This window comes from Halorubrum sodomense (genome assembly GCF_900111935.1).
Classification (GTDB): Archaea; Halobacteriota; Halobacteria; order Halobacteriales; family Haloferacaceae; genus Halorubrum; species Halorubrum sodomense.
Genome location: NZ_FOYN01000001.1, coordinates 582,121 through 594,305, shown reverse-complemented (window position 1 = coordinate 594,305; position 12,185 = coordinate 582,121). Strand labels below are relative to the sequence as shown.

Sequence of the window (12,185 nt, the reverse complement as noted above, 5' to 3'; positions counted from 1 at the left end):
CCGTTACACCGCGGGCCGTTCCGCGGACTCCGGCTCGGACGGTTCCGTCGCGACCGGCCGCACGTCGGTCCACGTCCAGCCGACGATCGCGGCCGCGGCGACGAGCGCGTAGAACTGGACGAACACGCCGGCGATCGTCCCGAGGATCGGAACCACGGAGAGGACGCCGATCGCGAGCGCGCCGGCGAGGACGACGACCGCCGCCGTGAGCCACCCGGTCGCGTACGCCCGCTTCGTGACGACGCCCCAGAGCGTCCCGACGGCGAACCCGTCACCGACCCGTCCCGACTCCGCCACCGCGGCGAGCGCCGCCGGCGTCACGTAGAGCCCGACGAGCGACAGCGCGAGGGCGACGAGCCCCGCGACGAGGACGAAGATCCCGACGGCGAAGGCGCCGAGGAACGCCCCCGCGCCGCCGTCGCTGCTCCCCGGGACCACGACGAACGCGCCGAGGCTCACGACCGCGGCGGTCGCGACGACCGCGAGCGGGAGCAGCGAGTAGACGAAGACGACGGCGAACGCCTTCAGGCCGTCGACGAGCAGCTCTCCCCACTCCTCGAAGGCCGGCGGGGCGTCGTCGCCGTCGGCGGTGCGCCGCACGACGCGCGTGAGGTAGCCGAGGACCAGGACCGATGGGATGACGAGCGGGCTCGCGAGCAGCAGGAGCCCGCCGATGACGGCGGTGATGACGGCGTCGTCGCCGTCGCGGAGATACGTGAGCGATGCGTCTAACATGGTGATTCTCACGGTCTACACGCGCCGTGAGGTATTAAAGTAGTACTACGTCGACGTGTCCGGCGGCGAGGCGACGCGTTACGTCGACGTGTCCGGCGGCAAGGCGACGCGTTATAGTGGCGTCCGCGCGACACGCCGGTATGCCCGACCTCAACCCCGTCGCCAAACGGATACACAACGCCCAGCCCCGCCCGGTACGGCTCGAGCTCGACTCCGGCGAGACCGGCGTCTTCGAGTTCTCGTCGACGGAGTTCTTTCAGCGGGAGTTCCGCGGCGAGGGCGTCCGGACCGACGCCGACCGCGACGCCGACTTCCGGCTGATCAGCTCGGAGGACTACGAGCGGGTCCTGCTCGGCCGCTCCGACCCCGACGAGGAGGGGTGGTCGATGGTCGGCGAGGTGGTCGCCGCCGAACGAGCCGAGCGGGCCGAAGAGTGATCGGCGCCTCCCTCACCGAACGACCGTGACGGGCACCTCGGCGCGGCGGACAACGCCCTCCGCGACGCTGCCGAGGAGGACCCGGGAGATTCCGGTTCGTCCCTGACTCGCCAGCACGACGTGGTCGAACGGTTTGCCGGGCTCGTCGCCGTCCTCGCCGACAGGCTTCTCGCCGCCCGCCATGGCGAGGATCGTCTTCGTCGGGCGCCCGACCTCCAGCCGCGTGTCGATCTCCTGATCGACCGCGTCGACCGCCTCGGAGAGAATCCGTTCGCCGCGCTGCTTGGCGCTCTTGTACCACTGGTCGGAGGCGCCCGGGAACCCCCCCTCGGCGCCCGTCGCCGAGTCCGCGGGGTTGATCACGTGGAGCGCCGTGAGGTCGGCGTCGGGCCACTCGCCGGCCGCGAACCGCAGCGCTTCGGCCGCCTCCTCCGACCCGTCGACCGCGACGAGGATGCGCTTGCTCATACGCGGCGGTTCGCCCGCTCCAGATAAAAAGGGCGGCGGCGACTCCGGCTCGGCGGTAATCCGGGGCGCGCCGCGTCGCGCAGAGGGGCGCGGATACGTCTCGTCAATCGTGCCGGGTCACGCACTCCGAGAGCCCGATCAGCTCGACCGGCTCGGAGTTGTCCGGCGAGTAGACGACCATCTGCCCCTTCTCCATGTACGGTACCTTCCCGGCGAGGTTCGTCGGGATGTTGACGCTCGAGATCGCGTCCTCGTCGCCGAGGTTCAAGACGATCTTCGTGTTTACCTGCTTGAACACCGATTCGGCCACGTCCTGCGGGTCCTGCGTGATCAGGAACAGGCCCAGCCGTTCCTTGCGGCCCTGCTTCGCGGCCTCGGTGAACTTCTGGACCACCTTCTGCGCCTGGACGTTGTCGGCGTCGGCGAGGAAGTTGTGGGCCTCGTCCATCCCGACGAGGAGCGGCGTCTCCTTGATCCGGTCGCTGTCCGGGTCGTTCGAGAGCTTGTCGTCGATGAGCAGCCCCGCGACCGCGAGGACGACGATCTCCTTCTGCCGGGAGGTCGGCAGGTGGTAGGTGGGGACGACCGAGAGCCCGCCGGGACGGACGAGCGTGTGGTCCAGCTCCGTGATCGGCTTCGCGTCCTGGTCGAACACGCCGCCCGGGACCCCGCGGACCCGGCGCTTGACGGCGTCGAAGGTCGCCTCGTGGACCCGGCCGCTCTCGTGGAGCTCCTCTTTGAGCGCCGGGTCGTCGAGGTACGAGAGGAACTGGCTGTACGTCCCCGAGTCGCCGTAGCTGTCGAAGAAGCGGTTGAGCAGCGTCAGCAGCGCGGGGTACTGGTTGTCGTTGAGCCCGGAGCCCGCGACGAGCCACGGCATCTCCCGCGCCAGCGAGAAGGGTATCGTGAACTCGACGCGCTCGGCGCGGTGGCCCTCGCCGGGGTACGTCGCGTTCGCGACGCGGGGCACGAGGGCGACGGTGTCGTCGTGGCCGCCGTGGGCGATCCCCTCGCGCTCCAGCCGCCGGGCGAACGCGTCGTCGAGGTCGGGGTTGTCGTCGTGCATCTGCGCGTACTCGTCTTGCGGGTCGAACTGGACGACCGCCATCCGCGACTCGCGGCCGTCGCCCATCGGGTAGGTCCGGTCGGAATCGAGGTACTGCCGGAGGACGTTCTTCGAGGCGTGCGTCTTCCCCGATCCGGTGCCGCCGGCGACGAGCGTGTGCCGGAAGGCGAGCGGGTCGCCGTCGGCGTAGTCGTCCTTCACGCGGTAGTCGACCGTGGGGGGCTCCGCGGCGGTCCGCACCTTCTCGCCGCCGACCGAGAGGTGGCCGAGGAAGACGCCGTCGTCGGGGATCTTCAGCCCCGTCTTGATCTCGGCGTCGTCGGCCGCCTCCTCGACGACGGCGCCCGGCTTCGGAACTCGGTCCGTCATCCGGCGTTTCATCTCCTCGCCCTCGCCGTACACCACCGACATCGGCTCCAGGTCGGCGACGAACTTGTAGTCGCGCTCGGCGAACTCGTCGCGGCGCATCTGCCGACGGGCGTGGATCTCGGTCGCGTCGTCCGACTGGAACTCCTGCGCGTACTCCAGGCCCGTGATCCGACAGAACAGGCGCTCGCCGTCCGGGTACGGGATCAGGAGGTACTTGCCGAGCCGCACCGACTCGCGGTTGTCCGTCGTGACGAACGCCTTCAGCGACGTCTCCTCCTCGTCCTCGGCCACGCGGAGCCCCTGCGACACCGACACGACGCCGAGCCCCGCGTCGCTGCCGGCCGGCGTCGCCTCGTAAGCGGCGAAGGCGTCGTCCTCGGCGTCGTCGCGCGCGTCGGACCCGCCCGACGACGCGTCCGCCCCCGCGGTGGCTCCGGGCGCGTCGGCGGCGTCAGCGGCGCTTCCGCCGTCGGCCGCGGAGTCGACCTCGTCCGCGCGGCCGTCGGCGTCGTCGTCACCGTTGAACTCGGTGAAATCCTCCAGCGTCATGGCGGATCCACCGGTCGCCGGGCCGAAAGCGTTTGCCCTCGGGCGGCGACCGTGCGTGTCGCTCTCCCACCGCTCAGGCGTCACGGCGCCCTTATCCCGCTCGACCCCGTACCCGTGGCATGATACTCGTTCGCGGCAGCGGCGGCGGGACGGACCTCACCGGCACGGTGTTCGAGCGCGGCGAGGAGCCGCCCGCCTACAAGGGCGCGCCGGACGAGGACGCGCCGTACGTGTGGGTGTGCGACTCCTTCTACGAGGTCGAGAGCGGCGGCTCCCCGCTCGTCGTCGACGGCGAGGAGATCCGCGTCGCCTTCGAGGAGCCGATGCCCCGCGGGTTCGACACCCGCGACCAGGCGGTCGAGGCGGCCCGCGACCACGTCCGGACGCAGTTCGCCCGGATCGGCGTCGACCCCGACGAGGTCGAGGTCGAAGTGAGCGCTGCGGATCCGGCCTGACCCCGCGGCCGAAGACGCCGACGAGCCGAAGTGAGACGGTCGCCGCTCCGCTTCCCGCAACCCCTTTTCACCCGCGGCCCTACCACTTCGTATGACCGAGCTACCGGACCGCGTCGTGGGCGACGCGCGGACGAGCGACTTCGGGTGGGACCTCCTCACCGACCTGACCGACATCGGGAATCGCATGGCGGGATCGACCGGCGAGCGCCGCGGCGCCGAGCGCGTCGTCGAGGCGTTCGAGGAAGCCGGCCTGCGGAACGCCGGCCTCGACGAGTTCGAGATACCCGGCTGGTGGCGCGGCGAGTCGTCGCTGTCGGTGTCGGGACCCGTCGAGCGGCACCACGAGAGCTCCCACGAGGTGATCGCGCTGCCCGGCACACCGAGCGGCGAGGTGACGGCCCCGCTCGTCGACGTGGGCGACGGCACCGACGAGGAGTTCGCGGCCGCGGAAGACGAGCTGGAGGGGGCGGTCGCGATGGCCTCCTCGCGCACGCCGGAGAGCCGCGACCGGTGGATCCACCGGATGGAGAAGTACGTCGCGGCCGCGGAGCGCGGCGCGGTCGGGTTCGTCTTCCGGAACCACATCGAGGGGGCGCTCCCGCCGACCGGCGAGATCGGCTACCACAACCGACCGGGCCCGATCCCTGCTGTCGGCGTCTCGAAGGAGGTCGGCGACCGGCTCTCGCGGCTGGCCGCGGCGGCCGAGGGCGGCGGCGACGGGTCGGGAGACGGCGCCGCGGACGGCGACCGCCCGACCGTCTCGCTCGACGTCGACTGCCGGAACGAGCCGACGACCTCGGTGAACGCGGTCGCGGAGGTCGGCCCGGACACCGACGAGGCGGTGTACCTCACCGCCCACGTGGACGCCCACGACGTGAGCGACGGCGCCAACGACAACGGTGCCGGGTCGGCGCTCGTCGCGGAGGTCGGGCGCCTGCTCGCGACGGTGGAGGACGACCTCGACACGCGGGTGCGCCTCGTCACCTTCGGCTCCGAGGAGATCGGGCTGTGGGGGGCGTATCACACCGCGGAGACGACGCCCGAGGAGGAGATCGCCTGCGTGGTCAACCTCGACGGCGCCTGTAGCTCCCGGAACCTCCGCGTGGGGACGAACGGGTTCGAGGAGATGCGCTCGACGTTCGAGGCGGTCGCGGACGCGTTCGACGCCCCGCTCGAAACGGGCGAGACGATCTCGCCGCACGGCGACCAGTGGGCGTTCGTTCAGGAGGGGATCCCGGCCGTGATGGCCTCGACGACGAGCGACCAGTCCGGCCGCGGCTGGGGTCATACCCACGCCGACACCCTCGACAAGCTCGACTCCCGTGACCTCCGCGAGATGGCGACGCTCGTCACGGCGGCCGTCTCCCGGTTCGCGACGGGGGGAGTCGAGGCCGAACACCGGTCGCGAGAGTCGATCCGCGACGCCATCGACGAGGGGTACGTCGAGGAGCTGAAGACGGGCGGGCGGTGGCCCTACGACGGGTGACGGCGGCGGAAGAGTCGGAGCGAGCGCGACCGGGACCGAGACGGAGATCGGATCGACGGCCGTGGCGAAGTCCTCGGTCGACGTTCGTGTTAGAGTCGTACTGAGTGTACGGAGCGTGTTCGGCGACTGAGATCTCGAAGGGCAGTTAGGCTCTGCATCCGGCCGTCCGAACCTCCCGATACGGGCTGTCGGTCGTGTCCGGGAGTTAACTGTTCCCGCCGAACTACATCACTTTGGACGCCTTTTTGCCGACGGAGCCGTCGTCGTACTGAGCGATTTCGGCTAGTTCTGAACCCGCGTTAATCGAGTCCAATGCCTCGACGCACCGTAACCGGAGATCTTCGTCGTCCAGGTCGAAAGCGAGCTCCATTAGCTCTTCTTTCCCCCGAGCATACTCCAACTTGTCAATAGCCTCTCGGCGCACCCACCGTTCGCTGTGGTCGTACGCGATCTCGTCTAAGGCCGTCGCCGCGTTCTCAGTGCGGGCCAATTTGTCGATCGCGTCTCTCCTCTTCCCGTCATTCGAACTGTTGAACACTAAGTCCAGCATCTTTTCTTCACGATCGGTGTAACTCGGTCCACTGCTAAACAGTCCCATACCAGCACGGGTACGTTTTCGACTAATAAAAGTACCGTCCTAACAACTGTTTGAAATTACTCGGCAGTAGCGGACGCAGCGTATGCGCGGGTTCCGGCCCCGGAGCCGCGGTGACTTTCCGAACGGTCGGCGGAACGCTTCGGCCCGCCACGGCCCGGGGCGACAGCGCGCCTGCGGGGACAGTGTTTCCCCCGACAGTCAGCGGCTAATGCGTTGAGAGCATAACAGGGCGGCCGATCGATCCGTCGAGCCCGGCACGGCAGCTCACGGACGCCTGGCCCTCCCGCCGCTCGACTCACTCCTCGTCGGAGCCGTCGCAGACGCCGAGCGGGAGCGACTCGGGGGCGTCGCCGTCGGCGTCGAGGCCGGCGTACGCGTCGTCGATGAGCCGGGCGACCTGCGTCTCCGGGCTCACGCCGCGGGCGGCGGCGAGGGCCGCGAGGCGCTCGTACTGCTCGTCCGGCACGGAGACGGTTCCGTCGTCCATACGCGGCGCTCCGTCTCGAAGCTACAAAAACGTTGGTCTGAGCCGTATCTACGACGAATCAGACCGATCGGTCTCGCGGACGGCCCCGACCGGCTCGCCCTCGGCGAACCGGTCGAACAGCGCGTTCATCACCGCGGACTCGGCGCGTGAGAGGTGTTCCCACACTGTCGTCGTGCCGAGTCCGAGCTCGGCCGCCACCTCCTCGACGCCGACGCCGCCGCCGTGGTCGTAGTAGCCCGCGGCGATCGCGGTCGCGAGGACCTCCCGCTGCCTGTCGGTGAGCCCGTCGAGGAGGCCGGACGCGGGGAGCTGCGGGGAGCGCTCGATCGACGCGAGCTCCACGTTCCGGGCCAGCTCCACCTCGTTGCCGCCGCGTTCCAGCTCGCGCATCACCGCCGAGAGGTCGTCGGCGTCCTCCAGGTACGCCGTCCAGCGCTCGACGCCCCCGGAGATGGTCGTCCCCGTCCGGTAGTGGATCCCCATCCGCGAGAAGCGCTCGCTGATTCCCTCCCAGTCGGCCGCCGAGACGTCGATCGTCAGGGCGACGTACGCGTGGGTCCCCTCGATCGGCGCCAGCGGCTCCGCGGACACGATCAGGTCGAACTCCCGGAACTCCTCGACGAACGCCTCGATCTCGGCCGGCGGCCCGGTGAGTTCGGCGATCCGCTTGCGCTCGGGCCCGCTCCCGGTCATCGACGAGACGGACCGGTAGCGCACCTCCGGGTGGCGAGCGCTCACCTCGCACTCCGGCTCCCCGGCGTGGTGGATCCGGAACGTCACCTCCCGCATAGGCGGACCCGAGGGCGTCGAGGTTCAAACGGGTTCCGGACCGGTCGCGAGCCATTTATATCCGCGACTGCGCAACGGTCGGCGTGGTGGCGATGACGAGTCGGTTACCCCCACCGAGCCCCTTGTGACGACGGGTTTCCACCGAGCCACCGTTTCCGTGCCCGCCAGCGGCGCGGCCGGGCCGGGGCGCGGTGAAAGTGGTTCTGCGCGGTCGCGGCCCGTCGCTGTCGTGCGGTTTCGAGGCGAAAGAAGCGGGTCAGTCCGGGTCGGCGAAAAGGGGACTCGTCGCCGCTCAGTACGAGGCCGCGCGCTTGTCGAGGCCGGCCGCCTCGATGTCCTCGCCGTCGACGGAGGTGCGGAGGACGTCCATCCCGTCGTCGCGGTCGACGTCGAAGTTGCGGGCGTACAGTTCGTCGAGGCGCTCGTACTCGGCGTCGGAGATCGGGGGCACCTCGCTCGCGGCGCTCCACTCGGCGATGTCGTCGCCGTCGCGGAAGGTGGGCGTGACGGAGGCGACCTCGTCGTGCGCGAGCAGCCACCGGATCGCGGCCTGCGCCATCGTGCGCGTGCCCTCCGCGTGGTCCGGGTCCTCGAGGAAGCGGATCGCCTCCACCTTCTCCCAGCCCGTCTCGTACCACTCCTCCGGGCGGTGCGAGCGGTGGTCGCCGTCCCCGAGGACGGTGTCAGGCGTCACCTGCTCGTTGAGCAGGCCCGACGAGTGCGGGACGCGGGCGATGACGGATGTGTCCGAGCCGGACTCGCGGATCGTCTCGACGAAGTGGCGACCGGGCTCCTGCTCGAAGAGGTTGAAGACGGTCTGGACCGCGTCGAACTCCTCGTACTCGATCGCGGCGTCGCCCTCCGCGAGCCAGCCGATCGAGGGGCCGAGCGCCCAGCCGAGCGCGCCGACGCGACCGTCGGCCTTCCACTCGCTGAGGAGGTCGCGCACCTCGGGCGTCACCTCGTCGACGTCGGCGTTGTGGAGCTGGAGCACGTCGACGTAGTCGGTGTCGAGCCGGTCGAGCGAGGCCTCGAACGCCTCGGTGAGGTACTCGCGGTTCAGCTCCTTCGGGAGCTCGCCGTGGCCGGCCTGGGGGTTGTCGTAGAAGTCGTAGCCGACCTTCGTCGACAGCGTCACCTCGTCGCGGCGGCCGTCGATCGCTTTCCCGATGATCTCCTCGCTGTCGCCGTGGCCGTACACGTCGCCGGTGTCGACGTAGGTGACGCCGGCGTCGAGCGCCTCCTCGACCATCTCGACCGCCTGGTCGTCCGAGCGGTCGCCCCACCAGTCGGTGCCGACGACCCACGCGCCGAAGCCGACCTCCGAGACCTCGACGCCCGAGTTACCGAGTTCGCGGTGTTCCATACCGGTCGGTTGGCGGTCGGGACACTTATCGGGCGCGGTCGGTCCCGGGAGAGCGGAATCGACGGGGTTCCGACGACCGCGGTAGACCCCCCGCGACCGCGGCGGATTCCTGGCGACCGCGGCGGATTCCTAGCGACCGCGGCGGATTCCTGGCGACCGCGGCGGATTCCTAGCGACCGCGGCGGACCCCCCCGCGACCGTGGCAGAATGCGGCACGGCGTCACGGCCCGGACCGTCGGATATTACTCCCTCGTCGCCAACCGTGGAGGCATGGACGACGCCCTCCGCCGTCGACTCGACGCGATCGTCGCCCTGCTCGCGGCGATCGCCGTCGTCTCGGTCACCGCCCTGCTGCTCTCGTTCGGTAGGGCCGCGATCGCCCCGGTCTTCACGGTCGCGTTCGTGGGCGTGCTCGTCGCCCTGTTCGTCGACGCCGAACTACACTGACCGGATCGGGCGCCGCGATCGCACAACCGAATCCCTTTGAGGGACGGCGACGAAAGGGCGCCGATGACAAAGCGACACGTGTCCCTGCCGGACGGCGCCGAGGCCGGGGTCCGAGGGTTCATCGACGAGGTGGACGAGCGGCTCTCCTCGGACGAGGACACCTGCGAGGTCGTCCGCGACGTGCTGATCGACCTCCACGGCGACCGCGAGGCGTGGGAGGCGTGGCAGGACGGCGAGCCCGTGTCGCGCGCCGAGCGCGTCCGTCTCCAGGGGTACGACCCGTGTAACGCGACGCTGGAGTCGGAGTACTACGCCGAGAAGGACGAGGACCGGTTCCAGCGCTCGAAACACCTCCAGTGGCTCTGGCGGCAGTTCGACGCCACGCCGATGGCCGACAACGTCGAGTTCGCGCTCCGGTTCCGGCAGATGCTCGGGGACCACCTGTTCGCCGAGTGCGGAGAGAACTGCCGCTTCTTCAAGGGTATCTCCGTCACCTACGGCCACAACATCGAGGTCGGCGACAACGTCGTGATCCACGACGACGTCCACCTCGACGACCGCGGGAAGCTGACGATCGGCGACCGCGCGTCGGTCTCCGACGGCGTCCACCTCTACAGCCACGACCACGACATCGTCGACCAGACGGAGGTCCGGAACTTCCACACGATCGTCGAGGCCGACGCGCGCGTCACCTACGACGCGATGGTCCGAGCCGGCTGCCGAATCGGGGAGAACAGCGTCGTCGGCGCGCGCTCGGTGGTCCAGGGAGACGTTCCGGCCCACCACGTCGTCGTCGGCTCGCCCGCGCGCAGCGTCCGCGTGAAGCCCGGTTGGGAGGAGACCGCCGAGGAACTGGAGGACGGGCGGCTCCCCGACAACCAGGACGAGCGCGAGATCGAGTACGACCTCCCCGAGGACCTCGAACGGTTCGACGAGTTCGAGCGGGACCTCCGACCGCCGAACTGAGGGTCCGTCCGGCGGAAAACGGGTGTCGCGGCGGTCAACTCTCCTCCTCGTCGACCAACAGCGTGTTCCGTACCAGCGTGGCGATGCCGCGCCGGAGGCGTTCGGTCACGGCCTGGTCGGAGATGTCGAACGAGTCCGCGAGCTCCTGCGTGGATATCTCGCGCGGCAGCGAGTAGTACCCGGCGTCAACGGCGGCCGCGAGCGTCTCGCGCTGCGGGGACGTCAGCCCGTACCACGGACCGGCGTCGGGTTTCGTCGGGTTGTAGATTCGCGCGACCGACACCTCGATGTCCTCGTCGACGTAGTAGTCCTGAAACGCCGAGAGCGCCTCGTGGGTCGGGAAGCGGAGTTCGAACTCCCAGGCGTCGGCGGTGCCGGTCGCGCCGAGTACCACCGCGTCCAGGTCGAGGATCCGCCGCAGCAGCGAGGCCTCGGAGGGCTCCCAGTCCAACGCGTACAGCGTCTCGTCGTCGTGCGTGTTGACGAGTCGGATCTCGTCGACCGAGGGGTGGTCGCGGACGGTGCGCTCGAACGATTCCCGGGCGTCGTTCCGGATCCGGACGAACGGTGTCGGTCGCCCGCCGAGCGGCACCATCGTCTCGAGCGTGACCTCGGTCGGCGGTTCGACCCGGAGGATCTGTCCTAACTCGAACGCCGTAGATGGGACAGTTATCTCGACGATAACGCTCATCAGATACGTTCCCGTTCTGGCGCAACCGCGTTAAAGACTCGGTAGCGGTGCTCTGACGGCGCCGATAGTAACTTGGTGTACCATGCGTTCCGGTACTGTTATGCCGTGCGAAGCCGTGTCATATGTCGTTGAGACACGCGGCTGCGGTCCCTCGTCCGTGTGGTGGTAACTCTCACGATCCGGCGGCGTCGTATCGCAGTCGCGTGTGCTGCCCACCATGACAACCGACTTCACTTCAGACGACGAGATGTCGAGTCCAGAGGAGTTCGAGGCGGCTCTCGGTCAGGTGATTCTCACCGCCCTCGAAAACGGCATCGACCCCCGCGGGACCTGGGAGTACCGTACCAACGGGACGGATTCGGACGTGGAAGTGATGGTGGTCGAGCTGGCGGACTGACGCGCCGCGGGCCGGGCCGGTCGGCCTCCCGGTCGGCCGAACCATCGTCAACGCGCACGGCTGGGACGTCGTCGCGGCCGACGCGGGGAGCGGGAGAGCCCGGTTCGAAGTGACCGGCATCGAGTGCCTCGGCGGAGTGCGAGTCACCGATCCGCGCCGTCGCGCCTCCGCTGTCCGGCAAGCACGTCGCCCGCGAGATCGGGCGGTGTGTTACCAGTCGCCAGTACCGTTATTGGGTAGTAGCGCGTATCAACAGCCGGTGTTACACACATGACAGGACAGCGGATCCTGATGATCGTCGGCGACTTCGGGGAGGACTACGAGATAATGGTCCCGTTCCAGGCGCTCCAGGCGGTCGGCCACGAGGTCCACGCCGTCTGCCCGGAGCGGGAGAGCGGGGAGTCAGTCAAGACCGCGATCCACGACTTCCGCGGCGACCAGACGTACCTGGAGACGCGCGGCCACGACTTCGAGCTCACGCACGGCTTCGACGACGTCGACCCGGCCGACTACGACGCCCTCGTCGTCCCCGGCGGGCGCGCGCCCGAGTACCTCCGGGGCTACGAGGAAGTGCTCGACGCGGTTCGGCACTTCTTCGAGGCCGACAAGCCGGTCGCGTCGATCTGTCACGGCCCGCAGATCCTCGCGGCGGCGGGCGTGCTCGACGGCTACGAGATGACGGCGTACCCCGCCGTCAGACCCGAGGTCGAGGCCGCCGGCTGTTCGTGGGTCGACGGCGTGACGACCGACGGCAACCTCGTCACCGGGCAGGCGTGGCCCGACCACCCCGAGTGGATCGCGGAGTTCCTCGACCTCCTCGGCACGGAGATAGACCACGAGGCGACGGCGGCGACCGCGGACTGACGCGTCCGGAACCCC

The 12,185-nt window shown here is 69.6% G+C and carries 15 protein-coding genes; 7 read left to right on the top strand and 8 right to left on the bottom strand.

Annotated elements, in window-relative coordinates; translation table 11 throughout:
- Nucleotides 1-3: 3 nt before the first annotated feature.
- Entirely contained in the window at nt 4-735 is a 732-nt protein-coding gene (locus BM286_RS03070) for a DUF4013 domain-containing protein (protein WP_092920119.1), read from the bottom strand.
- 140 nt (nt 736-875) lie between these two features.
- On the opposite strand from BM286_RS03070, the gene BM286_RS03065 reads away from it, so the two are divergent.
- Nucleotides 876-1,172 carry a transcriptional regulator gene (locus BM286_RS03065; RefSeq protein ID WP_092920118.1) on the top strand — a complete coding sequence of 99 codons (297 nt, stop codon included), beginning with the start codon at nt 876-878 and terminating at the stop codon, nt 1,170-1,172.
- A gap of 12 nt (nt 1,173-1,184) precedes the next feature.
- On the opposite strand, the gene BM286_RS03060 is transcribed toward BM286_RS03065, so the two are convergent.
- Together BM286_RS03060 and BM286_RS03055 are read right to left on the bottom strand one after the other, a co-directional pair.
- A complete protein-coding gene (locus BM286_RS03060) occupies nt 1,185-1,640 on the bottom strand; it encodes a universal stress protein (protein ID WP_092920117.1) in 456 nt (151 codons plus the stop codon).
- Nucleotides 1,641-1,743: 103 nt separating this feature from the next.
- Nucleotides 1,744-3,624: an ATP-binding protein gene (locus BM286_RS03055; RefSeq protein WP_092920116.1), complete on the bottom strand. Its 1,881-nt coding sequence runs from the start codon at nt 3,622-3,624 to the stop codon at nt 1,744-1,746.
- Nucleotides 3,625-3,743: 119 nt separating this feature from the next.
- On the opposite strand from BM286_RS03055, the gene BM286_RS03050 reads away from it, so the two are divergent.
- Nucleotides 3,744-4,079, top strand: coding sequence for a DUF7113 family protein (locus BM286_RS03050; RefSeq protein WP_092920115.1), 336 nt, complete (start codon nt 3,744-3,746; stop codon nt 4,077-4,079).
- A gap of 91 nt (nt 4,080-4,170) precedes the next feature.
- Entirely contained in the window at nt 4,171-5,565 is a 1,395-nt protein-coding gene (locus BM286_RS03045; RefSeq protein WP_092920114.1) for a M28 family peptidase, read from the top strand.
- 223 nt (nt 5,566-5,788) lie between these two features.
- On the opposite strand, the gene BM286_RS03040 is transcribed toward BM286_RS03045, so the two are convergent.
- From BM286_RS03040 to BM286_RS03025, 4 genes are all read right to left on the bottom strand, one after another.
- Complete coding sequence (locus tag BM286_RS03040; protein WP_092920113.1) at nt 5,789-6,163, bottom strand: hypothetical protein; 375 nt, start codon at nt 6,161-6,163, stop codon at nt 5,789-5,791.
- A gap of 295 nt (nt 6,164-6,458) precedes the next feature.
- Nucleotides 6,459-6,650, bottom strand: a complete 192-nt coding sequence (locus tag BM286_RS03035) for a hypothetical protein (RefSeq protein WP_092920112.1) — start codon at nt 6,648-6,650, stop codon at nt 6,459-6,461.
- A gap of 48 nt (nt 6,651-6,698) precedes the next feature.
- Nucleotides 6,699-7,439: a helix-turn-helix domain-containing protein gene (locus BM286_RS03030; RefSeq protein WP_092920111.1), complete on the bottom strand. Its 741-nt coding sequence runs from the start codon at nt 7,437-7,439 to the stop codon at nt 6,699-6,701.
- A gap of 292 nt (nt 7,440-7,731) precedes the next feature.
- Nucleotides 7,732-8,805, bottom strand: coding sequence for an aldo/keto reductase (locus BM286_RS03025; RefSeq protein WP_092920110.1), 1,074 nt, complete (start codon nt 8,803-8,805; stop codon nt 7,732-7,734).
- Nucleotides 8,806-9,075: 270 nt separating this feature from the next.
- On the opposite strand from BM286_RS03025, the gene BM286_RS15420 reads away from it, so the two are divergent.
- Nucleotides 9,076-9,252 carry a hypothetical protein gene (locus BM286_RS15420; protein WP_158293682.1) on the top strand — a complete coding sequence of 59 codons (177 nt, stop codon included), beginning with the start codon at nt 9,076-9,078 and terminating at the stop codon, nt 9,250-9,252.
- Between the two features lie 63 nt (nt 9,253-9,315).
- Nucleotides 9,316-10,218 carry an acyltransferase gene (locus tag BM286_RS03020; RefSeq protein WP_092920109.1) on the top strand — a complete coding sequence of 301 codons (903 nt, stop codon included), beginning with the start codon at nt 9,316-9,318 and terminating at the stop codon, nt 10,216-10,218.
- A gap of 34 nt (nt 10,219-10,252) precedes the next feature.
- Here BM286_RS03020 and BM286_RS03015 read toward each other — a convergent pair whose 3' ends face one another.
- Nucleotides 10,253-10,909 (bottom strand): helix-turn-helix domain-containing protein, encoded by a 657-nt coding sequence (locus tag BM286_RS03015; RefSeq protein ID WP_092920108.1) that lies wholly within the window; start codon nt 10,907-10,909, stop codon nt 10,253-10,255.
- Nucleotides 10,910-11,126: 217 nt separating this feature from the next.
- Here BM286_RS03015 and BM286_RS03010 point away from each other — a divergent pair, with 217 nt between their 5' ends.
- Both BM286_RS03010 and BM286_RS03005 read left to right on the top strand, forming a co-directional pair.
- The gene (locus tag BM286_RS03010; RefSeq protein WP_092920107.1) at nt 11,127-11,306 is read left to right on the top strand and encodes a hypothetical protein; all 180 of its coding nucleotides are present in this window, start codon (nt 11,127-11,129) and stop codon (nt 11,304-11,306) included.
- Between the two features lie 270 nt (nt 11,307-11,576).
- A complete protein-coding gene (locus BM286_RS03005) occupies nt 11,577-12,170 on the top strand; it encodes a DJ-1/PfpI family protein (RefSeq protein WP_092920106.1) in 594 nt (197 codons plus the stop codon).
- Nucleotides 12,171-12,185 lie beyond the last annotated feature (15 nt).

Excerpts from the sequence above, each read along its gene's own strand:
- BM286_RS03015 (WP_092920108.1), bottom strand. The coding sequence starts at position 10,909 with ATGAGCGTTATCGTCGAGATAACTGTCCCATCTACGGCGTTCGAGTTA.
- BM286_RS03070 (WP_092920119.1), bottom strand. The coding sequence starts at position 735 with ATGTTAGACGCATCGCTCACGTATCTCCGCGACGGCGACGACGCCGTC.
- BM286_RS03060 (WP_092920117.1), bottom strand. The coding sequence starts at position 1,640 with ATGAGCAAGCGCATCCTCGTCGCGGTCGACGGGTCGGAGGAGGCGGCC.
- BM286_RS03040 (WP_092920113.1), bottom strand. The coding sequence starts at position 6,163 with ATGGGACTGTTTAGCAGTGGACCGAGTTACACCGATCGTGAAGAAAAG.
- BM286_RS03050 (WP_092920115.1), top strand. The coding sequence starts at position 3,744 with ATGATACTCGTTCGCGGCAGCGGCGGCGGGACGGACCTCACCGGCACG.
- BM286_RS03035 (WP_092920112.1), bottom strand. The coding sequence starts at position 6,650 with ATGGACGACGGAACCGTCTCCGTGCCGGACGAGCAGTACGAGCGCCTC.
- BM286_RS03045 (WP_092920114.1), top strand. The coding sequence starts at position 4,171 with ATGACCGAGCTACCGGACCGCGTCGTGGGCGACGCGCGGACGAGCGAC.
- BM286_RS15420 (WP_158293682.1), top strand. The coding sequence starts at position 9,076 with ATGGACGACGCCCTCCGCCGTCGACTCGACGCGATCGTCGCCCTGCTC.
- BM286_RS03055 (WP_092920116.1), bottom strand. The coding sequence starts at position 3,624 with ATGACGCTGGAGGATTTCACCGAGTTCAACGGTGACGACGACGCCGAC.
- BM286_RS03030 (WP_092920111.1), bottom strand. The coding sequence starts at position 7,439 with ATGCGGGAGGTGACGTTCCGGATCCACCACGCCGGGGAGCCGGAGTGC.
- BM286_RS03065 (WP_092920118.1), top strand. The coding sequence starts at position 876 with ATGCCCGACCTCAACCCCGTCGCCAAACGGATACACAACGCCCAGCCC.
- BM286_RS03010 (WP_092920107.1), top strand. The coding sequence starts at position 11,127 with ATGACAACCGACTTCACTTCAGACGACGAGATGTCGAGTCCAGAGGAG.
- BM286_RS03020 (WP_092920109.1), top strand. The coding sequence starts at position 9,316 with ATGACAAAGCGACACGTGTCCCTGCCGGACGGCGCCGAGGCCGGGGTC.
- BM286_RS03005 (WP_092920106.1), top strand. The coding sequence starts at position 11,577 with ATGACAGGACAGCGGATCCTGATGATCGTCGGCGACTTCGGGGAGGAC.
- BM286_RS03025 (WP_092920110.1), bottom strand. The coding sequence starts at position 8,805 with ATGGAACACCGCGAACTCGGTAACTCGGGCGTCGAGGTCTCGGAGGTC.